Source organism: Lysobacter sp. CA196 (assembly GCF_052078695.1).
Classification (GTDB): Bacteria; Pseudomonadota; Gammaproteobacteria; order Xanthomonadales; family Xanthomonadaceae; genus Lysobacter.
In genome coordinates this window covers 38,785-59,011 of sequence record NZ_JBQJIN010000011.1, presented here as the reverse complement: position 1 = coordinate 59,011, position 20,227 = coordinate 38,785, and the positions used below count along the sequence as shown (strand labels likewise).

Here is a 20,227-nt window from a genome sequence, read left to right as displayed (position 1 = left end):
CTCGGTAATGCGCTCATGCCCGGCGCTTATTTCCTCCCCGAAACCGGGGGAATTCTAATGACCCCAAGCTCAGCTGCCGGTCCGGCTAGGCTTGGACGGTCCGCAAGCGCGGATCCGCCCGTCCGGTTTCCCGCTGTCGGCGGGGCGCCGCGACCGGTTTACCTGGCTGGCGCGCGTCGTCCAGTCCGCCCTTTCGCTACGCCCGCCGCCTTGAAGAGTCCATCCGCATGAGTGCGTCACCCGACCTGAGCCCGCCGCTGTCCGCTCCGCCGCCGCTGCCCGCGCAGGCGTTGAGCCATCTGGACCGGCTCGAGGCCGAAAGCATCCACATCCTGCGCGAGGTCGCCGCCGAGTTCCGCAACCCGGTGATGCTGTACTCGGTCGGCAAGGACAGCTCGGTGCTGCTGCACCTGTTGCTGAAGGCCTTTTATCCGGCGCGCCCGCCGATCCCGCTGCTGCATGTCGACACCGGCTGGAAGTTCGGCGAGATGATCGCCTTCCGCGACCGCCGCGCCGCCGAGACCGGTGTCGACCTGCGCGTGCACATCAATCCCGACGGCCTGGCCCAGGGCATCGGCCCGGTCAGCCACGGCGCCAGCGTCCACACCGACGTGATGAAGACCCAGGGCCTCAAGCAGGCGCTGGACTGGAACAAGTTCGATGCCGCCATCGGCGGCGCGCGCCGCGACGAAGAGAAGTCGCGCGCCAAGGAGCGCATCTTCTCGTTCCGCAATCCGCAGCACCGCTGGGACCCGAAGAACCAACGTCCGGAGCTGTGGTCGCTGTTCAACACCCGCATCCACGCCGGCGAGAGCGTACGCGTGTTCCCCATCTCCAATTGGACCGAGCTCGACGTCTGGCTGTACATCTATCGCGAGAAGATCCCGGTACCGTCGTTGTATTTCGCCGCCGAACGCCCGGTGGTGGAGCGCGACGGCAGCCTGATCCTGGTCGACGACGAGCGCCTGCCGCTGCGCGACGGCGAAGTGCCGCAGACCCGCAAGGTGCGTTTCCGCACGCTCGGCTGCTACCCGCTGACCGGCGCGATCGAATCCGAGGCCGACACGCTCGAAGCGATCATCGCCGAGATGCTGGTCGCGACCACCTCCGAACGCCAGGGGCGGGTGATCGATCATGACCCCTCCGCTTCGATGGAACGCAAGAAACAAGAGGGCTACTTCTGATGAAGCCGGTATTCGCGAATCGGGAGTCGGAATTGGAACACGAACAGACGGAGCGCCGCGAGGTGGAAGCGTTGGTGGCAGTGGGCGGCAGCGTAGTGGCTTTTGCGAGTCCCGAGTCCCGATTCCCGAGTCCCGCCAGTGCCGGCGACAGCATCACCGGCTACCTGCAACAACACGAGCACAAAAGCCTGCTGCGCTTCATCACCTGCGGCAGCGTCGACGACGGCAAGAGCACCCTGATCGGGCGCCTGCTGCACGACACCCGCCTGCTGTTCGACGACCAACTGGCCGCGCTCGACGCCGACAGCCGCCGTCACGGCACCCAGAACGGCGAGATCGATTTCGCCTTGCTCGTCGACGGGCTGGCCGCCGAACGCGAGCAAGGCATCACCATCGACGTCGCCTACCGGTTCTTCGGTACCGAGAAGCGCAAGTTCATCGTCGCCGACTGCCCGGGCCACGAGCAGTACACCCGCAACATGGCGACCGGCGCCTCGACCGCCGCGCTGGCGGTGGTGTTGGTCGACGCGCGCAAAGGCCTGCTGACGCAGACCCGCCGGCACAGCTACATCGTGTCCCTGCTCGGCATCCGCCATGTGCTGCTCGCGGTCAACAAGATGGATCTGGTCGATTTCGACCAGGCCGTGTTCGAGCGCATCGTCGGCGAATACCGCGAGCTCGCCGCGCAGCTCGGCATCGAGCACGTCACCGCCGTGCCCTTGTCGGCGCTGCGCGGCCACAACCTCACCGAACGCTCGCCGCTGACGCCGTGGTACCACGGCCCGAGCGTGCTAGAACATCTGGAATCGGTCGACACCGAACGCAGCGCGGCCGAACTCGGCTTCCGCCTGCCGGTGCAATGGGTCAACCGCCCGAACCAGGATTTTCGCGGCTTCGCCGGCACCATCGCGGCCGGCACGGTGCGGCCCGGCGACGAGGTCGTCGCCTTGCCCTCGGGCCGTCGCTCGCAGGTGCAGCGCATCGTCACCGCCGACGGCGATCTCGATGTCGCCGGCGCCGGCCAGGCGGTCACCCTGACCCTCGCCGACGAACTCGACATCAGCCGCGGCGACGTGATCGCCAACGTCGCGCAGCCGGCGCAGGTGGCCGACCAGTTCGCCGTGCACCTGCTGTGGATGGATGCGCAGCCGTTGCTGCCGGGCCGCTCGTACTGGCTGAAGATCGGCGCGCGCACGGTCAGCGCCAGCATCACCGAGATCAAGCACAAGGTCGACGTCAACAGCCAGGCCCAACTGGCGGCCAAGCACCTCGAACTCAACGAGGTCGCTTACTGCAACCTGAGCCTGGATCAGCCGATCGCGTTCGAGGCCTACCTCGACAACCGCGAGCTCGGCAGCTTCATTCTGATCGACCGCCAGACCCACGCCACGGTCGCCGCCGGCACCCTCGATTTCGCCTTGCGCCGCGCCGGCAACATCCACTGGCAGCCGGTCGACGTCGACAAGGCCGCGCGCGCCCGCAGCAAGCACCAGAAGCCGCGCTGCGTGTGGTTCACCGGCCTGTCGGGTTCGGGCAAGTCGACCATCGCCAACCTGGTCGACAAGCAACTGCACGCGCTCGGTCACCACAGCTTCGTGCTCGATGGCGACAACGTGCGGCATGGCCTCAACAAGGACCTGGGCTTCACCGACGAAGACCGGGTCGAGAACATCCGCCGCGTCGCCGAAGTCGCCAAGCTCATGACCGACGCCGGCCTGATCGTGCTGGTCAGCTTCATCTCGCCGTTCCGCGCCGAACGTCGGCTCGCGCGCGAGCTGTTCGAGGACGGCGAATTCGTCGAAGTGTTCGTCGACACCCCGCTGGCCGAGGCCGAGCGCCGCGACGTCAAGGGCCTGTACGCGAAGGCGCGCGCCGGCAAGATCCCGAACTTCACCGGCATCGATTCGCCGTACGAAGCGCCCGAGGCGGCGGAACTGCGCCTGGAGACCCTGGAAGACGATGCGCAGGCTCTGGCGCAGCGGGTCATCGATTACCTGCGCGATTGAGATCGTCGGCGGCAGTAACGAAACACCCCGGCCTGAGCCGGGGTGTTCTGTTTTCAGCAGAGCAAATGCCGCCTTCGCTTCACGGTTTGGCCGTCTTGCTTCGAATCATCTCGTACAGGAACAACAGCACGATCGCGCAGATGACCGAGACGATCAGGCCGATCAGTCCGCCGCCGACGTAGAGCAGGCTGCCGATGTAGGCGCCGGCAATGCCGAGCAGGATGGTGAGTATCCAGCCCATCGGATCGGCGCCGGGCTTGAAGAAGCGCGCAAGGATGCCGATGACCGCGCCGATGATGATCGTATAAATGATGCCGCCTAGCATGGGCCTGCCCTCCTGGGGATGGTGGGTAACGCGGCTGGAGCATGTCGCCGCCAGCGTCGCTACGGCGTGAGGGTGGGGCATTGGGGCGGGTGCAACGCGGACAAAGGGTAGGAGCGGCGCAAGCCGCGACCAAGGGCACGCAGAATGTCCCATTCCAACGTCATCGACCGAAGCGAACAAGCCCCGACCGCATCAGCCGTACCTAGTTGGCCCCGGTAGGCGCGGCATCGTGCAACTACGCGGTCGCGGCTCGCGCCGTTCCTACCCAAGGGCAACGCGAGCAAAGGGTAGGAGCGGCGCAAGCCGCGACAGAGGGCGTGCAGAAAGCTCCAGGCCAACGCCATCGACCGAAGCGGACGAACTTCCACTTCGGTCAGTCGGCCATGGCATCGCGCCATCGCACCTTCGCGACTCGCACCGAAGCGACTCATCCCCAAACAGAAACGGGCCCGAAGGCCCGTTTCTTTCCATCATCGAATCGTCGCAAAAATCAGCAGCAACCGTGCCCGCCATGACGATCGCCGCTGTCGGCCACCGCGGCCACACCGGTGGTTTCGCCGCGCTGGCCCGCCAGGTGATGCTCGGCGACTACGCGGGCGACGCAGGCGGTCACGCGCTTGCCCATCGGGATGTGCAGGAACTCGTTCGGGCCGTGCGCGTTCGAATGCGGGCCGAGCACGCCGGTGATCATGAACTGTGCGCCGGGGAACTTCTCGCCCAGCATGCCCATGAACGGAATCGAGCCGCCTTCGCCCATGTACATCGCCGGTTGGCCGAAGAACTCGCGGCTCGACGTGTCGATCGCGTTCGACAGCCACGACGACATCGCCGGGGCGTTCCAGCCGCTCGAGGATTTTTCCAGTTCCAAGGTCACCTGCGCACCGTTCGGCGGATCGCGCAGCAGGACTTCCTTGAGCAGCTCGCCGGCGCGTTTGCCGTCGAGGGTCGGCGGCAGGCGCAGCGACAGCTTCACCGAGGTGTGCGGACGCAGCACGTTGCCGGCCGACGCCAGCGCTGGCATGCCGTCGACGCCGGTGACCGACAAGGCCGGGCGCCAGGTGCGGTTGAGCACCAGCTCGGCCAGGTCGTCGGCTGTGTTCTCCTTGAACATCGGCTTCATCCCGGGCAGGAACGGAAACTTGTCGTAGACCGCGGTGCCGAGCACCTTGGCGGCCTGGCGCGCCTGCTCCATGCGCTCGGGCGGCACATCCACGTACAGGCCTTCGATCAGGATCTTGCCGTTGCTCTCGTCCTCCAGGCGCGACAGCAGCTGGCGCAACAGGCGGAAGCTCGATGGCACCACGCCGGAGGCGTCGCCCGAATGCACGCCTTCGCTGAGCACCTTGACGGTGAAGTTGCCGCCGGCCAGGCCGCGCAGCGAGGTCGTGCACCACAGTTGATCGTAGTTGCCGCAACCCGAGTCCAGGCAGACCACCAGCGAGGGTTTGCCGATGCGGTCGGCGAGGTGATCGACGTAGGCGGGCAGGTCGTAGCTGCCGGACTCCTCGCAGGCCTCGATCAGGATCACGCAGCGCGCATGCGGCTGCTGCTGTTCCTGCAGGGCCAGGATCGCCGCCAACGAACCGAAGATGGCGTAGCCGTCGTCGGCGCCGCCGCGGCCATAGAGCTTGTCGCCCTTGATCACCGGCTTCCACGGGCCCAGGTCGTCGTCCCAGCCGGTCATCTCCGGCTGCTTGTCGAGGTGGCCGTAGAGCAGCACGCAGTCCTCGTCGCTGCCGCCGAAAGCGGCGGGGATATCGATGAAGATCAACGGCGTGCGACCTTCCAGGCGCACCACCTCCACCTGCATGCCCGGGATCGACTGGGCGCGGGCCCAGGTCTCCACGAGCTTGACGGCGTCGTCCATGTAGCCGTGCTGGACCCAGTCGGCGTCGAACATCGGCGACTTGTTGGGGATGCGGATGTATTCGACCAGTTGCGGGACGATTTCGTCGTCCCACTTCTCGCTGACGTAGCGATCGACCTTGCTGGCGTCCATTGACGGACCTCTGGAGCGGGGAAGGGGGGCATTTTACGCCTCCTGGGCCGTGTAGGACTTTTCCTACCCTGCGCTGCGGCATCCCCCGGCTTCGCACCGGCGTCTGCGGCGATAACCTGTGCCGGTCGAGACATGGAGACTGTCTCCACCGGCGGACACAAGGACTCAAGGACGTAAGGCCGCCGGCCAGGAACGGAATCCACTCTCAGGAGCTTTAACCATGAAATCGTTTGCCCTCATCGCAAAGTCGCTGGTCCTGTCGCTGATGCTCGCCGGCAGTGCCTTCGCCTCGGAACAGGTCAATATCAACAGTGCCGACGCGGCCACCTTGGACCGCGTACTGCTCAACATCGGGGCCTCCAAGGCCGAAGCCATCGTCGCTTACCGCAAGGCCAACGGGGCCTTCCGCAGCGTCGAGCAGCTGGCCCTGGTCAAGGGAATCGGTCTGAAGACGGTCGAAAAGAATCGGGATCGTATCGTGGTCGGCGGAGCCGCCCAGGTTCGCCCGACCAACACCGCCGGAGCCATCGCGGCCCCGCGCGCTGCCAGCAAGCGCTGAACAAGTCTGCCGATGCCGTAAGGACGCGGGGTCGGCAGCTAATCGGGCAAGGAAGCTCGAAAGGATTCGGGGGGAGGTCCCTGGACACGGAAGTACGTTGCCCCGCCCCAGAGGGATCTGCGGCGGGGCACACCCTTGTTCGGGGTTCGGGGTTTGGCTTTCGGGACTGGGACTCGGGACTCGCGCCGGGCTTCGGCTTCCGCTTTTGCTCTGAGGGTAGGAGCGGCGCAAGCCGCGACCGCCATCTGTCAGCCCCGGCTAAGCCCCCTGCAATCCCGCGACCTCCATCTGTCGGCCCCCCTGCAACCTGCACTCGCACCGCGTCTCACAGGGATTCCTGCTCCGGCCGGACCACTGCGCGGCCAGGCATCGCCGGCTTCGCCTAACGCCCCCAGTCTGCCGCCGCGCCCCAATCCCCCGCTTGGGCCTTCCCGGCCCAACCACTAGACTGCGCCTTCGTTCCGCCGCAGCCACGCCCATGCCCGACCGCCTGACCTGGTCCATCCCCGCCAACGAGTACCGCCGCGAACGCTGGCGCAACCAGTTCGGCTGGACCCGCGAAATCGTGCGCATGAGCCGCCAGAACGAGGCCGGGCTCGATCGCCCGATCCCCGGCGAGGACTGGGACTGGCGCCTGTCGATCGCCGAGATCGAGCGCGATGCGCCGTTCTCGGCTTTTCCCGGGATCGACCGCGAGCTGGTCCTGCTCAGCGGCAACGGCCTGCGCCTGCGTTTCGACGACGGCGAGGTCCACGAATTGCTGCCGCCGCACGACAAGCTGCGTTTCGCCGGCGAACGCGGGGTTCAGGGCGAACTGCTCGACGGCCTGACCCACGACTTCAACCTGATGTGGCGCCGCGACCGGGTCCGTGCCGAGCTCTGGCATCGTCCCCTGGTCGGTCCGATGGTGATCTTCGCCGAACCGGGCCAGACCTGGGCCGTGCATCTGCTGGCCGGCCAGGCGCGGTTCGCCGACGACTCCGGCCTGCCGCCGCTGCAAGCCGGCGACACCGCCATCCTCGCCGCCGGCAGCGAACGCCTGCGCGGCGTGCTCGAAGGCGGCGGCGAAGTGCTGCTGGTTCGGGTCGCGCCGCTCGACTGAATCTGGGTGGCGCGATCGACGTGTGCCAGAGTCGGCCGACGCCTCAACCGGGAACGGTCATCCCCGCGCAAGCGAGGATCCAGAGCAACTGGGACCGCAGCCACGCAGAGATCGGCAGTCGCGTGGCTTTGGGGTAGGAGCGGCGCAAGCCGCGACCGCGCTGTCTCGACCTCGCGGCGCATCAGATATCGGCGTACTCCCGATTCGATCTGCTCCTGTTCGGCTGAGCCGGCTTGGCTGGAAGCAAAGCAAAGCAAAGCCGAAGCAAATCCCCCGCGCTTCGAACATCACCCAGCAACGATGCGTTCGCCGGGCGCCGCCCCATCAAAAGGGACGATGGTTCGCGCTCCCGGAATCACTCAATACACATCGCGCCGATAACGGCCGTCCGCAGCCATGGTCTCCAGCGCGTCCACGCCGACCGCTTCGTGCAGAACCGCTTCCACGCCCGGGGCCATGCCTTCGAGGCTGCCGCAGACATAGACCGCGGCGCCTTGCGCGATCCATTCGCGCACCGCGTCCAGATGCATGCGCAACACGTCCTGGACATAGGTCCGCGATTCGCCGTCGCGCGAGAACGCGTAGTCGACGCGCTCGATCGCGCCGGCGGCTTGCCAGGCGTCGAGTTCGTCGCGGTAGTGCAGGTCGCAGGCGGCGTTGCGTTCGCCGAACAACAGCCAGTTGCGGGTATGTCCCGCGGCGATCCGGGTCTTGAGCAATGCGCGCAGGCCGGCCAAGCCGGTGCCGTTGCCGATCAGCAACACCGGGCGGGCGTCGCTCGGCGCATGGAAGGACGGGTTGCTGCGGATGCGCAGGTCGATCGCCGTGCCCATCGCCGCATGTTGGGTCAGCCAGCCGCTGCCGTAGCCGTAGCGGCCGTCCTCGTAACGCATCTGCCGGACCAAGAGTTGCAGCGAACCGTCCGCAGGCACCGAGGCGATCGAATACTCGCGATGCGACAGCAGCTTGAGCGTGTCGGCGATGGCCTGCGCGCCTTGTCCCTGCACGGTGCCGGGATCGGGCAAACGCGAACGCGCCAACAATGCCGACAAGGGTTCCTGCGCATCCTCGTGCCGCACGCTCATGTCGCCATCCAGATTGAGCGTCGTCAGCCACTGAGCGACGTCGGCGGCACTGTTGCGCGGGCCGATCTCGGCGATATCGCCGGCGCGCCAATCGAGCGCGGCGCCATCGGCCTGCACCAGGCCGAGCCGGAACACCGGGCCGCCGACGCTGCCGAGGTTCGACAGCAGACGTTCCTGCAACTGCCAGGGGTGGTAGGCAGGCGCGCTCCAGTCGGGCAACTCGGTGTGTCCGGCCAACAGGCCCAAATGGTGCTGCCAATGACGCAGGGCGCCGGGCTCGCTGTTGTCGACCTCGACCAGGTCGAACAGGGACTGGGCGCCGGAATGCCGCAGCCAATGATCGAGACGATGACCGAACGCGCAGTACTCGGTGTACTCGCGGTCGCCTAGGGCGAGCACGCCGTAGCGCGTCGCCGACAGTTCGCCGCTCTGTGCCATCACTCGGCGGACGAAGCCGGCGGCGCTGTCGGGCGCATCGCCTTCGCCGGTGGTGCTGACGATGAACAACACGCGCGGATACAGCGCCAGTTGCGAGGCATCGACGGTACCGAGCACCGCGAGGTCGGCGCGCAGGCCGGCATCGCGCAAGGCGTCGTAACTGCGGCGCGCGAGTTGTTCGGCGAAACCGGTCTGGCTGGCGAAGGCGACCAGCCAGTCGCCGCGCTGTTGTGCGGAGATCGCCGGCAAGGCCTGCGCGCGTGCCCGCTGTGCGCGCGAGACGGCGATGGCGGCGACGAAGCCGGCATACAGCGCGGCGACTACGCCCGCCGCCCACACCCGGCCGCGGCCGGGGAAGCTCCAGCGCGGCGGTTCGGCCTGCCACTGCGACAAGCCCAGCGCGAGCGCGACCAGCGCCAGCACGACCAACAGATTGCCGAAGACGCCGAGGTCGAAACGTCGGCGCGGTGCGGTCGGCGCGGCGCTCATGGGCGGCATTGCCGGGCGACGAACGCCGGCGTGGTGCGGGTGACGAAAGCGTCGCCCTCGCGCAACACGAACAGAGCCGCCAGGCCATGCCGGTTCGCATAGGCCATGCCGGCGTGCGCGCCGAGCACGGTCAGGGCGGTGGCGAGCGCGTCGGCCTGCATGCACTGCGCATGCAGCACGGTGACCGAAGCCAGCGGGTGTGCGATCGGCCGGCCGCTGCGCGGATCAAGAGTATGCGAGTAACGCTGGCCGTCCGCATCGAAATAGCGGCGATAGTCGCCGGAGGTCGCGATGGCGAGGCCGTCGAGTGCGATCACCGCGGCTGCTTCGTCGTCGCCGCCACCGGGCTGCTCGACCGCGACGCGCCACGGCGACGCATCGGGTTTGCGCCCGTGCCCGCGCAGTTCGCCGCCGACTTCGACCAGGCAATCGGCGATGCCTTGTTCGAGCAGATAGTCGGCGACGCGGTCGACGCCATAGCCCTTGGCGATCGAGGACAGATCGACATAGGCGCCGCCGGGTTGTTCCAGGCTGCGTGCAGCTGCATCGAAACGCAGCCGGCGCCAGCCCACGCGCGCTTGCGCGTTCGCCACCGCGAGGGCGTCGGGCGCGGCCTCGCGCGCGCCGGCAGGGCCGAAGCCCCACAGGTCGACCAAGGGGCCGATGCTCGGGTCGTAAGCGCCGTCGGTATCGGCGGCGAGCGCGAGCGCCGCCGCCATCACTTCGGCGAACCCGGCCGGCAGCGTATGTGCGCTGCCGGCGGCGGAACGGTTGTAACGGCTGATATCGGAGTCGGCTTCCCAAGTGCTCATTTGGGCGACGACCTCATCGAGCCGCGCCTGGATGCCGCGTTCCAACATCGCCAGGGCGCTGGCGCGGGCGATCAACTTGACCGACCAGCGCGTGCCCATGGTGATGCCGTCGAGCGCGTGCAGCGACGCGGCCTCGGGCGCATCCCATGCGCCCGACCACGACCAGGTCACCTGCGGCGTCGACACCGGCATCGGTTTACTGCGGCAGCACTTCGAACACGGCGACGTAGCTCAGGCGACGCTGCTTGGCTTCCGGCAACGTGGTCTTGGCGTCTTCGCTGGCGGTTTCCAGCCAGTACATGCCGGCCTGCGGCCACTTGACCTCGAACTTGCCGTCGTTGCCGGTGGTGAGGTTGATTTCGTTTTGCTGGTCGCGATAACGGGTCGAGCCCGGCACGATCTCGACCTTGAGGCCGGCCGCCGGCTTGCCGTCGACGAGCAACTGGAAGGTAGCCGTTTCGCCCGCGAACAAATCGTTCGGATGGGTCACCGGCACCAGCTCGATGCCCTTGCCGGTGGTCTTGAACGCGGTCGTGCTCGGCTTGCCGACGGTGGCGAAGGTCTCGACGCGGCCGAGGCTTTCGGACGCGTTGACCTCGGTGGCGCCGGCCGGAATGCCGCTCTTGAACTCGCCGGCCTTGCCGCGCCAGCGCTTGGCTTCGCCGCCGAGCTTGTAGCTGGCGAACATGCCTTCGTTGTTCATCGCGACCTTGTAGGTGCCTTCCTGCGACAGCTCGACATCGAACACGCTGCGCAGCTTGCCGGTCGAGGCGTTCTGCGGCTGCACGGCGCTGCCGTCGGGCGCGGTGATCTGCAGGCGCTCCAGCGGCAAGGGCACGTGGTTGAAATAGAACAGGTCGTTGGAGACCGCGGCATCGACGGTCAGCCACGAGCCCTTGTCCGAGAACACGGTCTGCGAAGGTTGCAGCCAGGCCTTGTGCGCCTGGGCGGTGCCGGCGAGCGCGAAAGTGGCGACGACGGCGGCGGCTAGAAGCTTGAGGTTCATGGGTTTGGGTCCGGGATTGGTGATTCGGGATTCGGGATTCGCAAGGGCGGGTGAGGCTGGATTCGCGTCGGGGCCCGGAAATCGCTGTTGCGAATCCGGAATCCCCAATTCCGAGTCACGGCTTCACCACCACCTTCACCTTGCCGAGTTCGGTCTTGCCCTGCGCCGACAGGTTCTGCGCCTTGGCCGGCCACTCGAACGGGATCGTCAGCATTTCGCGGCCGCCGACTTCGCGCGCGGCTTCGACGACGAGGGTGTAGCGGCCCGGCGCGAGGCCGGCGAGGGCCTTGCTGTTGCCCTTGAACGAAACCGCATGCTGGCCGACCGGACGGGTCGCGCCGCTGACACCGTCGACCGGCATCTGCAGGGTGCGGCCGCTGCGGCGCCACCACTGGCGCATGTCCTTGAGCCACTTGGTGCCTTCGCCGTTCTTCATGTCCAGGTCGTACCAGACCGCGAGGTTGCTGGCGACGCTGTTGTCGGCCTTTTCGATCCAGGCGGCGAGGTAGGGGCGGTGGTACTCGGCGGCGTTGATGCGCGGGATTTCGATGTTGAGTTCGAGATCCGCCGCAAGCGCCGGCATCGGCAGCACCATCGCCGGGATCAGCACTTTGAAAGACGACAGCTTCATGGATCGCTCCTGGGTTTCTAAAGCGGGGAATGCGTAAAGCGGCGAATGCGTAAGGGGAATGGGTCAGTGCATGAACAGGATGATCACCAGCAGCGGCACCGCCAGGCCCGCCGCGACCAGCGGCCAGGTCTTGCCGCGCTGGCGCGCGTGCAGTTGCAGCAGCCACAGGCCGGTCGAGGCGAACAGCAGGCAGGTCACCGCGAACAAGTCGATGAACCAGCGCCAGGCCGCGCCGGTATTGCGGCCCTTGTGCAAATCGTTGAGCCAGGCGATCCAGCCGCGGTCGGTGCGTTCGTATTCGATCGCGCCGCTCTCGCGCTCGATGCTCAGCCAGGCGTCGCCGCCGGGACGCGGCAGCGAGACGTAGACGTCGGCATCGGACCACTCGCCCTTGCGCCCGGCCGTGCGCACGTCCAACGCATCGGCAAGCCAGTCGTTGACAGCGCCCGGCAAGGGAGCGTCGGCGGGACGCTCGCTCTTGAGACTGCGCAGCAGGCTCGCCGGCAGGGTTTCCTTGACGTTGACCACGACCGGTTCGGATTCGATCTGGGCGGCATGGTTGAGGGTGATGCCGGTGACCGAGAACAGCAGCAGCGCGACCAGGCTGACCGCGGCGCTGATCCAGTGCCAGCGGTGCAGGGTCTTGAGCCAATAGGAGCGACGATTCGGATCGATCGTGCCCGAAGTGGCCTTGATCGGTCCGGCTTTGATCGAGCCGGTCTTGATCGCGCCGGTGTTAATGGCGCGATCGTCGCCGCTGGCCGGACTCACGTCTGGCTCCAGCGCCGCAGCAGGTTGTGATACACGCCGGTCAGCTGGACCAGCGCGGGATGATCGGGCACGTCGGCGGTCAGGCGACGGATCGACACGTCCAACTCGAACATCAGCCGGCGCTGCGAATCTTCGGCGAGCAGGCTCTGGATCCAGAAGAACGAGGCGATGCGTTCGCCGCGAGTGACCGGGGTGACCTTGTGCAAGCTGGTGCCGGGATACAGCACCAGGTCGCCGGCCGCCAGCTTCACCGGGTGGGTGCCGTAGGTGTCTTCGATGACGAGCTCGCCGCCGTCGTATTCCTCCGGCGCGCTCAGGAACAGGGTCGCCGACAGATCGGTGCGCACCGCGTCCATGCCGCCGCGGCTGCGGTCGTAGCGGATCGCGTTGTCGACGTGGAAACCGAACGATTGGCCGCCGGCGTAGCGATTGAACAGGGGCGGGTAGACCCGCTGCGGCAGCGCCGCGGAAAAGAAGGTCGGGTTCTTCGACAGGGCATCGAGGATCAGCGGGCCGAGCTCGCGCGCGACCGGGTCGTTCTCGGGCAGTTGCGCGTTGTCCTTGGCCTTGGCCGACTGATGGCCCGCGGTGATGCGGCCGTCGCTCCAGCCGGCCTGGGCCAGGCGTTCGCGGCAATGGCCGACCTGTTCGGCGGTGAGCACCTTGGGAACGTGCAGCAGCATGGCTTTCCTCAATGCGGCCGCCCGGGAGGACCCGGGCGGCGCGCCTGGACTGTGGAAGTCCGATTAGAACGTGAACTCGAGGCTCGATACCACTTAGAAGGCGAAGTTGGCGCTCAGCACCACCTGGCGTCCGTCGCCCGGGGTGGCCCAGCCGTTGTTGCGGATGCGGGTGAAGTAATCCTCGTCCGTGAGGTTGTTGATGTTGAGCTGCAGCGAGGCCTGGCGGTTGATCTTGTAGTTGACCATCGCGCGGTGGGTCCAGTAGCTGCCGTAGGTCGTCAGCGGGCCGGCGACGTTGGTCGCGCTGTGCTGGGTCAGCCAGATCTTGCCCTGGTAGGTCGCGCCATAGCCGACCTGCCAACGCGGGCTGATGTCGTAGGTGGTCCACAGGCTGAAGGAATGCTCCGGCACCTGGGTCAGGCGGTCGCCCTTGGTGTAGTCCAGGCCGAGGCTGGCCTGACGGTCGGACACGCCCTGCAGCACTTCGCTGTCGAGGAAGGCGTAGTTGGCGTAGACCGCCCACTGGTCGGTCAGCAGGCCGGACAGGCCGAGCATCACGCCGTCGACGCGCGCGCTGCCGTCGAGCTGCTGCAGGCCCGACAGGTTGGCCGGGTTGTCGAGGTCGGCGACCTTGTAGTTCTCGCGCTCGTTGCGGAACACCGAGCCGGTCAGGGCGATGCGGCCGTCGAGGAAGTCCCACTTGGTGCCGATTTCGTAATTGACCGCGGTTTCCGGATCGACCGAGCAGGTCTGCGCGGTGCACGAGCCGTTGACCGAGGCCTTCGACGGGGTCTTCGAGTTGCCGTAGGCGATGTAGATGCTGCCGTTCTCGACCGGCTTGTAGACCAGGCCGGCACGGTAAGAGAACAGGTCGTCGTTGCTCTTGAACGGCACGCCATAGCCGGTGACGGTGCCGATCGGCAGGGCCGGCAGCGGCTGGTTCGCCGCGGTCGGCGCCTGCACCACCACCGCATTGATGGTCTCGCCTTCGTTGCGCTCGTAGCGCGCGCCCAGGCTCAACTGCCACTGCTCGTTGAACTTGAGCGTGTCGAACACGTAGATGGCGCGGTTGTCGAGCTCGCCTTCGGTGCGGCCGGTCAGGGTGCGGTTGAGCGGGCCGCGGTAGGTGTGGTCCGGACGCGCGATGTTCATCTGCGGCAGGCCCGACAGGAACGGGTTGGTGCCGTTGGGGTTGCGGAAATCGCTGGTGACGTCGAGGTCGAACTCTTCGTGCAGCACCGAGAAACCGGCGACCAGGTTGTGCTCGATCGCGCCGGTGTTGAAGTTCACCGTCAGGTCGGTCTGGTTGTACAACGTGGTGTTGCGGGTGTCGCGGCCGTAACCGCGCGGGCCGCTCGGGCTGTAGTTTCCGGGACGGGTGCTGCCGCAGCTCGCGCCGAGCGGCGTCAGGTTGTTGGCCAGGCACCAGGTGCCCTGGACTGCATCGACCAGCGAGAACTGGTCGGCCTGCTGCCAACGGGTCAGGTTGCGGATTTTGAAATTGTCGTTGAAGGCGTGGTCGACGATCGAGGTGACCGAATCGAGCTGGATGTCCTGACGGTCGATGTTGCTGTAACCGTAGTAGTTGCCGCGGTCGATGCCCGGCAGCACGTCGCCGTTGAAGAACGGCAGACCGTATTGCGGGGTGTTGTCGTCTTCCTGGTGCAGGTAGTTCAAGGTCCAGCTGGTGTCGCTGCCGAGGCCGAAGGCGAGCGAGGCGGCCACGCCCCAACGCTCGTTCTGCTCGACGTCGCGGCCCGGCACGTCGTTCTGATGCGCCATCGCATTCAAGCGCAGCGCCGAGCTTTCGCCGAGCACGAAGTTGCTGTCGGTGGTGACGCGGGTATAGCTGTCGGTGCCGGCGGCGATGCTGGCCTTGTGGAACTCATTGAGGCCGGCGGCCTTGCTGACCAGGTTGACCGTGCCGCCGACCGAGCCGGCGCCGGAATAGACCGAGTTGGCACCGTTGACGACTTCGACCGATTCCAGGTTGAAAGGGTCGGTGCGGCTGTAGAGGCCGCTGTCGCGCACGCCGTCGACGGTGATGTCGCTGCTGGCGTCGAAGCCGCGCAGGTTGATCTTGTCGCCGAAGCCGCCGCCGCCTTCGCCGGCGCCGAAGGTGATACCGGGCAGGGTGCTGAGGATGTCGCTCAGCGACAGCAGGTTCTGGCCGTCGATGGTGGTGCGGTCGATCACGCTGATCGTCTGCGGGGTGTCGCGCAGGGTGGCGGTGTACTTGCCGCTGCTGGCCTTCTGCACGCGATGGCCGTGCACCGCGACGCCGTCGAGGTCCTTGGCCTGCGGTTCGGGCGCCGGTGCGGCGAGCACGGGCAGGCTGAGGGCGAGGGCAAGTGCACCGGCGAGCGGCGACACGACGAACTTCGTGGTCGACATGGGTATCTCGAGCAAGGGGGACGGAAGGGCGAGAACGGTCGAAACCGTGTCAGATCGCAATCTTAATGAGATGAATTCTCATTTGCAACGAATTGTGAACAATTCGAGGGTCCTGTAACCGTTTCCGGTGTAATGGGTCAGCGTTTTGGGCGGCGGTGGGGGGATGGGCGGCTAAGGCGCAGCGGATAGCAGCAATAGCGAGAGTGTTGGAACGGGGCTGCAGCCGCCGAAACGCTACGACGCGACGAGCGCGACCTATTGCCCCCTTCGACAAAGGGGGCGAGCGTCCGGCGCAGACACGAAGCCCGACGCTATGTCGGCGCGGGGGATTTGCGCTTGGGCGCGCGAGGGGAAAGCGAAAAGCAAATCCCCCCAGCCCCCCTTTGTCAAAGGGGGGAACAGCAAAGGCAAAGGCCGCAATAGCAGCAATACCAGCAACAGCAGCAACGGCAGCAACGGCAGCAACGGCGAGAGTGTTGCGAATCGGGCTACGCCCGAAACGTTACGACACGACGAGCGCGATCTATTGCCCCCTTTGACAAAGGGGGCGAGCGCCCGGCGCAGACACGAAGCACGATGCTATGTCGGCGCGGGGGATTTGCGCTTGGGCGTGCGAGGGAAAAGCGAAAAGCAAATCCCCCAGCCCCCCTTTGTCAAAGGGGGGAACAACAAAGGCAAAGGCCGCAATAGCCGCAATAGCAGCAACGGCAGCAACAGCAGCAACGGCAGCAACGGCAGCAACGGCGAGAGTGTTGCGAATCGGGCTGCAGCGGCGAAAAAGTTACGACGCGACGAGCGCGATCTGTTGCCCCCTTTGACAAAGGGGGCGAGCGCCCGGCGCAGGCACGAAGCCCGATGCGGCTTCTGCGCGGGGGATTTGCTCTCTCGAAGGCGACCGCGGACAGGCCGCACTTACCGTGGAGAGAGATTAATAAATATCTGCCGATACCCGTCGTACGGATCGAGCCGCACCAAGGTTTACTCGCGGTCGTCGCGGGTCCAGACCCCGCCGTCCTCGACCTTGACCGGGAACTTCGTCACCGGCTCATAGGCCGGGGCGCACAGCGGGCGGCCGTCGCGCACGTCGAAGCGGGCGCCGTGCAGGACGCATTCGACCGTGGCTTCCTCGCCGTCGAAGGCGCCTGCGGACAGCTCGAAGTCTTCGTGCGAGCAGCGGTCCTCAAGGGCGTAGAAATCGCCGTCGTAGTTGCATACGAAGATCGCGGTGTCGCCGTCCCAGGCGACGGTCGATTCGCCGGGCAGCAATTGCGAGGTGGCGCAGACGAAAACCCAATCGCCCATGGCTTGCTTCCTGAAGAGCTGGCAGTGCGTTGCCGTGCATTGTAGAAGCCGGCACGGCCGGTGTGCACGGCGCGCTTTGCTGGCCTTGCCGATGAATGCGACCGGCCGAGGGAGGCGGGCCGGATCGTAAAGCGGGCGAAGTGGAGGCGAGGGCGATGGGGCGGCGCTCCAACCCCGACGTCTCGACCCGGGCCTCGGCTCTCAGAGATCAGAACGTCTTTTCCAGCACTTCGAAGCGCAGGTCGTCGCGCTTGGGCAGGCCGAAACGCTCGTCGCCGTAGGGGAAAGGCTTGTAGTGGCCGGTGCGGACGTAGCCGCGGCGCTCGTAGAAGGCGATCAGCTCGTTGCGGATGTCGATCACGGTCATGCGCATGGCCGGCAGCTTCCAGTCCTCGCGGGCGATGCGTTCGGCTTCGTCGATCACGCGCTTGCCGATGCCGCCGCCTTGCAGGGTCGGCTTGACCGAGAACATGCCGAAGTAGCCGGCGCCGTCCTCGACCGCGATGTGAGCGCAGGCCAGCAGTTCGGGCGCGGTGTCGGCGCCGTTGCGCTCGGCGATCAGGATCACGCTCTGCGGACGGTCCAGGCAAGCCCTGATGTCGTCGGCGCCGGTTCGGCGGCCGTCGAGGAAGTCGGCTTCGGTGGTCCAGCCGGCGCGGCTGGAATCGCCGCGATAGGCCGACTCGACCAAGTCGACGAGGGCATCGGTATCGGCCAGGGTGGCGGCGCGGAAGCTTAGGGAGTCGTGGGTCATGCGAGCAGTTTGCGGACTTTGTTCAGGGCGGCCACGAACGCGTCGATCTCGTCGTGGGTGTTGTAGAACGCGAGCGAGGCGCGGCAGGTCGCCGGCACGCCGAAGTGTTGCATGAGCGGGTGGGCGCAATGGTGGCCGGAGCGGATCGCCACGCCTTCCAGGTCGAGCAGGGTCGCCAGGTCGTGCGCGTGCGCGCCTTCGACCAGGAAGCTGATGACCGCGGCTTTCTCCTGCGCGTGGCCGAAGATGCGCAAGCCGGGCACCTGCGCCAAGGCGTCGGTAGCGTAGGCTAGCAGCGCTTGCTCGCGCGCGTCGATGTGTGCCATGCCGAGCGCCGAGAGATAGTCGACCGCCGCGCCCAGGCCGACGAAGCCGGCGATGTTCGGCGTGCCGGCTTCGAACTTGCGCGGGCCATCGGCGAATACGGTGCCTTCGAAACGCACTTCCTTGATCATCTCGCCGCCGCCGATGAAGGGCGGCATCGCATCGAGGTGCTCGCGGCGCGCCCATAGCGCACCGGTGCCGGTCGGGCCGCTCATCTTGTGGCCGGTGACCGCATAGAAGTCGCAGCCGATCGCGGCGATGTCGAGCGGCCGGTGCGGCGCCGCCTGGGAGCCGTCGACCACGGTCACGATGCCGCGCTTGCGTGCTTCGCGGCAGATCTCGCGCACCGGGTTGACCGTGCCGAGCACGTTGGAGACGTGGGTCAGCGCGAGCAGCTTCACCTCGGGCGTCAGCAACGAGTACAACTGATTCAGGTCGAGCTGGCCGCGTTCGTCGATCTCGGCGACCTTGATGGTCGCGCCGGTGCGCTGGGCGACCAACTGCCAGGGCACGATGTTGGCGTGGTGCTCCATGCGTGTGAGCACGATCGCATCGCCGCGGCGCAGCCGCGGCAGCGCCCAGGAATAGGCCACCAGATTGATCGCGAAGGTCGTGCCGCTGCACAGCACCAACTCGTCGACGCGCACGTTGAGGAAGCGCGCGAGCTTGGCGCGCGCGCCCTCGTAGGCCTCGGTCGCTTCGGTACCGAGCGCATGCACGGCGCGGCTGACGTTGGCGTTGTGGTGGCGATAGAAATCGTCGACCGCCTCGATCACCGGGGCGGGCTTCTGGCCGGTGTTGGCCGAGTCGAAATAGATCAGCGGCTTGCCATGGACTTCGCGAGTCAGCACCGGAAAGTCGGCGCGGACGGCGGTCCAGTCGGGGGCGGCGGGAGCGGCGGGAGCTTGGGCGACGGTCATCGGTAAGGTCCGGTGGAGCCAGCAATGAGTGGAGAGGAGCGAGAAACGAGTAAGAGCGCGCTGGAACTCGTTACTCGTTCCTATTCACTCGTTCCTAGCTTTAAACGATCTGCAAGCGCTCCAGGGCGAGGTTGAGGCGCACTTCGAGCATCGAGCGCGCGCTTTCGTCCGGCAGCACCGACAAGGTCTCGCGACAGAACGCCGCGGTCAGCAGGGCACGCGCCTGTTCGGCCGGTAGGCCGCGCGAGCGCAGGTAGAACATCGCCTGGGGGTCGAGCTGGCCGACGGTGGCGCCGTGGGCGGCCTGGACCTCGTCGGCGTGGATCTCGAGCACCGGCTGGGTGTCGATCTCGGCGCCTTCGTTGAGCAGCAGGTTCTTGTTCGACAGCGCGGCGTTGCTGCCGTCGGCGCCTTCGCGGATCAGGATGCCGCCGTGGAAGGCGGTGCGCGAGCGGCCGGCGCCGAGCCCACGCCAAGTCAGCTGGCACTGACTGTCGCGGCCGACGTGGTCGATGCCCAGACGCGTGTCGAGATGACGGCGGCCGGTTGCGAGCAGCACACCGTTGGCGTGCACCTGCGCGGCTTCGCCATGCAGCGCGGCATTGAGTTCGTGGCGCGACAGCGCCGCGCCCAGCTCGAGATCGATGCGGCGGTACTGCGCCGCGCGCGCGAGCACGGCGTCGGTGCGTGCGATCACGGTCGCGCCGGTCGCTTCGTCCTGCACCCGCGCATGCGCCAGCGAGGCGTTCGGCGCCAGATGCACGTGGGTCAGGCTGTTGGACAGATGGGTGTGGCTGTCGGCGGCGAGCTGGTGCTCGACCAGGGTCAGGCAGGCGCCTTCGCGCAGCTCGACCAGGTGGCGCAGATGCCAGGCGCGGTCGCCGGCGACCGGGCTGCCGACGAAGACGAAATGGATCGCGCCTTCGACCTGCACGCCGGCGTCGACGCGCAGCACCGCGCCTTCGTCGGCCAGGGCGGCGTTGAGGCGGGCGAAGATCTCGTCGCTGCGCTCGAAGCGGCGGGCGAGGAAATTGGTCTCGCGAGCGTCGTCGATCGCCAGCACCTGCGACAGCGGCTGCAGCGACACGCCACGCGGCAGGTCGCTGAGGTCGCTGTGGATGGCGTCGTAACGGCCGTTGTGGAAGACGATGCGCGGGGTCGGGAGGCCGGCGATGGCCGAGGCATCGAAGCTGCCCGGGGCGAGATCGGCTGCGGCGAAAGCGCGGCGGTCGAGCGCGCGCAGCGGCGTGTACTTCCAGGCTTCGGTGCGCGGGCCGGGCAGGCCGTCGCGCAACACCGCGTCGAGCGCGGCGCGGCGGGTCGGGCCGAGTCCGGCGGCTTCGCGTGCCGACAACTGGTCGAACGAGGCGGCGAATCCTTCGAGTAGCAGACTCATGTCAGTGTCCTCGCGCAGGCGCGGCGGAGCGTGTCCGGGCCTGCGTA

General features: G+C 67.1%; 17 protein-coding genes. 4 read left to right on the top strand and 13 right to left on the bottom strand.

Features of this window, described 5'->3' with window-relative positions:
- The first annotated feature begins 227 nt into the window (after positions 1-227).
- The gene (gene cysD / locus ACTOWK_RS11990; protein ID WP_441330388.1) at positions 228-1,184 is read left to right on the top strand and encodes a sulfate adenylyltransferase subunit CysD; all 957 of its coding nucleotides are present in this window, start codon (positions 228-230) and stop codon (positions 1,182-1,184) included.
- A complete protein-coding gene (gene cysN / locus ACTOWK_RS11985; protein ID WP_441330386.1) occupies positions 1,184-3,190 on the top strand; it encodes a sulfate adenylyltransferase subunit CysN in 2,007 nt (668 codons plus the stop codon). The genes cysD and cysN overlap by 1 nt, the downstream gene beginning before the upstream one ends.
- A gap of 79 nt (positions 3,191-3,269) precedes the next feature.
- Here the strand turns inward: cysN and ACTOWK_RS11980 are convergent, their stop codons facing one another.
- Positions 3,270-3,515, bottom strand: coding sequence for a GlsB/YeaQ/YmgE family stress response membrane protein (locus tag ACTOWK_RS11980; protein WP_441330385.1), 246 nt, complete (start codon positions 3,513-3,515; stop codon positions 3,270-3,272).
- Between the two features lie 490 nt (positions 3,516-4,005).
- Positions 4,006-5,514: a M20 family metallopeptidase gene (locus ACTOWK_RS11975; protein WP_441330384.1), complete on the bottom strand. Its 1,509-nt coding sequence runs from the start codon at positions 5,512-5,514 to the stop codon at positions 4,006-4,008.
- A gap of 220 nt (positions 5,515-5,734) precedes the next feature.
- Between ACTOWK_RS11975 and ACTOWK_RS11970 the strand changes: the two genes are divergently transcribed.
- Positions 5,735-6,073 carry a ComEA family DNA-binding protein gene (locus ACTOWK_RS11970; protein WP_441330383.1) on the top strand — a complete coding sequence of 113 codons (339 nt, stop codon included), beginning with the start codon at positions 5,735-5,737 and terminating at the stop codon, positions 6,071-6,073.
- A 478-nt stretch (positions 6,074-6,551) separates the two neighbouring features.
- On the top strand, positions 6,552-7,175 hold the full coding sequence (locus ACTOWK_RS11965) for a HutD/Ves family protein (RefSeq protein ID WP_441330382.1): 624 nt from the start codon (positions 6,552-6,554) through the stop codon (positions 7,173-7,175).
- Between the two features lie 359 nt (positions 7,176-7,534).
- Here ACTOWK_RS11965 and ACTOWK_RS11960 read toward each other — a convergent pair whose 3' ends face one another.
- From ACTOWK_RS11960 to sufD, 11 genes are all read right to left on the bottom strand, one after another.
- Positions 7,535-9,187 carry a sulfite reductase subunit alpha gene (locus tag ACTOWK_RS11960; RefSeq protein WP_441330381.1) on the bottom strand — a complete coding sequence of 551 codons (1,653 nt, stop codon included), beginning with the start codon at positions 9,185-9,187 and terminating at the stop codon, positions 7,535-7,537.
- Complete coding sequence (locus ACTOWK_RS11955) at positions 9,184-10,098, bottom strand: FAD:protein FMN transferase (RefSeq protein ID WP_441330465.1); 915 nt, start codon at positions 10,096-10,098, stop codon at positions 9,184-9,186. The genes ACTOWK_RS11960 and ACTOWK_RS11955 overlap by 4 nt, the downstream gene beginning before the upstream one ends.
- A gap of 97 nt (positions 10,099-10,195) precedes the next feature.
- A complete protein-coding gene (locus ACTOWK_RS11950) occupies positions 10,196-11,005 on the bottom strand; it encodes a DUF4198 domain-containing protein (protein ID WP_441330380.1) in 810 nt (269 codons plus the stop codon).
- A 115-nt stretch (positions 11,006-11,120) separates the two neighbouring features.
- Positions 11,121-11,636: a DUF2271 domain-containing protein gene (locus ACTOWK_RS11945; protein WP_441330379.1), complete on the bottom strand. Its 516-nt coding sequence runs from the start codon at positions 11,634-11,636 to the stop codon at positions 11,121-11,123.
- A gap of 63 nt (positions 11,637-11,699) precedes the next feature.
- Complete coding sequence (locus ACTOWK_RS11940) at positions 11,700-12,332, bottom strand: PepSY-associated TM helix domain-containing protein (RefSeq protein WP_441330464.1); 633 nt, start codon at positions 12,330-12,332, stop codon at positions 11,700-11,702.
- 71 nt (positions 12,333-12,403) lie between these two features.
- Complete coding sequence (locus ACTOWK_RS11935; RefSeq protein ID WP_441330378.1) at positions 12,404-13,090, bottom strand: Fe2+-dependent dioxygenase; 687 nt, start codon at positions 13,088-13,090, stop codon at positions 12,404-12,406.
- 93 nt (positions 13,091-13,183) lie between these two features.
- Positions 13,184-15,484: a TonB-dependent receptor gene (locus ACTOWK_RS11930; RefSeq protein ID WP_441330377.1), complete on the bottom strand. Its 2,301-nt coding sequence runs from the start codon at positions 15,482-15,484 to the stop codon at positions 13,184-13,186.
- Between the two features lie 978 nt (positions 15,485-16,462).
- Positions 16,463-16,786, bottom strand: coding sequence for a Rieske (2Fe-2S) protein (locus tag ACTOWK_RS11925; RefSeq protein ID WP_441330376.1), 324 nt, complete (start codon positions 16,784-16,786; stop codon positions 16,463-16,465).
- Positions 16,787-16,994: 208 nt separating this feature from the next.
- Positions 16,995-17,540, bottom strand: a complete 546-nt coding sequence (locus ACTOWK_RS11920) for a GNAT family N-acetyltransferase (RefSeq protein ID WP_441330375.1) — start codon at positions 17,538-17,540, stop codon at positions 16,995-16,997.
- Positions 17,537-18,784: a cysteine desulfurase gene (locus ACTOWK_RS11915; RefSeq protein ID WP_441330373.1), complete on the bottom strand. Its 1,248-nt coding sequence runs from the start codon at positions 18,782-18,784 to the stop codon at positions 17,537-17,539. The genes ACTOWK_RS11920 and ACTOWK_RS11915 overlap by 4 nt, the downstream gene beginning before the upstream one ends.
- Before the next feature lie 100 nt (positions 18,785-18,884).
- Positions 18,885-20,180, bottom strand: coding sequence for a Fe-S cluster assembly protein SufD (gene sufD, locus ACTOWK_RS11910; protein WP_441330372.1), 1,296 nt, complete (start codon positions 20,178-20,180; stop codon positions 18,885-18,887).
- Positions 20,181-20,227: the final 47 nt, after the last annotated feature.

Bases quoted from the DNA above. Each gene is read 5' to 3' on its own strand.
- cysD (WP_441330388.1), top strand. From the start codon at position 228: ATGAGTGCGTCACCCGACCTGAGCCCGCCGCTGTCCGCTCCGCCGCCG.
- cysN (WP_441330386.1), top strand. From the start codon at position 1,184: ATGAAGCCGGTATTCGCGAATCGGGAGTCGGAATTGGAACACGAACAG.
- ACTOWK_RS11980 (WP_441330385.1), bottom strand. From the start codon at position 3,515: ATGCTAGGCGGCATCATTTATACGATCATCATCGGCGCGGTCATCGGC.
- ACTOWK_RS11975 (WP_441330384.1), bottom strand. From the start codon at position 5,514: ATGGACGCCAGCAAGGTCGATCGCTACGTCAGCGAGAAGTGGGACGAC.
- ACTOWK_RS11970 (WP_441330383.1), top strand. From the start codon at position 5,735: ATGAAATCGTTTGCCCTCATCGCAAAGTCGCTGGTCCTGTCGCTGATG.
- ACTOWK_RS11965 (WP_441330382.1), top strand. From the start codon at position 6,552: ATGCCCGACCGCCTGACCTGGTCCATCCCCGCCAACGAGTACCGCCGC.
- ACTOWK_RS11960 (WP_441330381.1), bottom strand. From the start codon at position 9,187: ATGAGCGCCGCGCCGACCGCACCGCGCCGACGTTTCGACCTCGGCGTC.
- ACTOWK_RS11955 (WP_441330465.1), bottom strand. From the start codon at position 10,098: ATGGGCACGCGCTGGTCGGTCAAGTTGATCGCCCGCGCCAGCGCCCTG.
- ACTOWK_RS11950 (WP_441330380.1), bottom strand. From the start codon at position 11,005: ATGAACCTCAAGCTTCTAGCCGCCGCCGTCGTCGCCACTTTCGCGCTC.
- ACTOWK_RS11945 (WP_441330379.1), bottom strand. From the start codon at position 11,636: ATGAAGCTGTCGTCTTTCAAAGTGCTGATCCCGGCGATGGTGCTGCCG.
- ACTOWK_RS11935 (WP_441330378.1), bottom strand. From the start codon at position 13,090: ATGCTGCTGCACGTTCCCAAGGTGCTCACCGCCGAACAGGTCGGCCAT.
- ACTOWK_RS11930 (WP_441330377.1), bottom strand. From the start codon at position 15,484: ATGTCGACCACGAAGTTCGTCGTGTCGCCGCTCGCCGGTGCACTTGCC.
- ACTOWK_RS11925 (WP_441330376.1), bottom strand. From the start codon at position 16,786: ATGGGCGATTGGGTTTTCGTCTGCGCCACCTCGCAATTGCTGCCCGGC.
- ACTOWK_RS11920 (WP_441330375.1), bottom strand. From the start codon at position 17,540: ATGACCCACGACTCCCTAAGCTTCCGCGCCGCCACCCTGGCCGATACC.
- ACTOWK_RS11915 (WP_441330373.1), bottom strand. From the start codon at position 18,784: ATGACCGTCGCCCAAGCTCCCGCCGCTCCCGCCGCCCCCGACTGGACC.
- sufD (WP_441330372.1), bottom strand. From the start codon at position 20,180: ATGAGTCTGCTACTCGAAGGATTCGCCGCCTCGTTCGACCAGTTGTCG.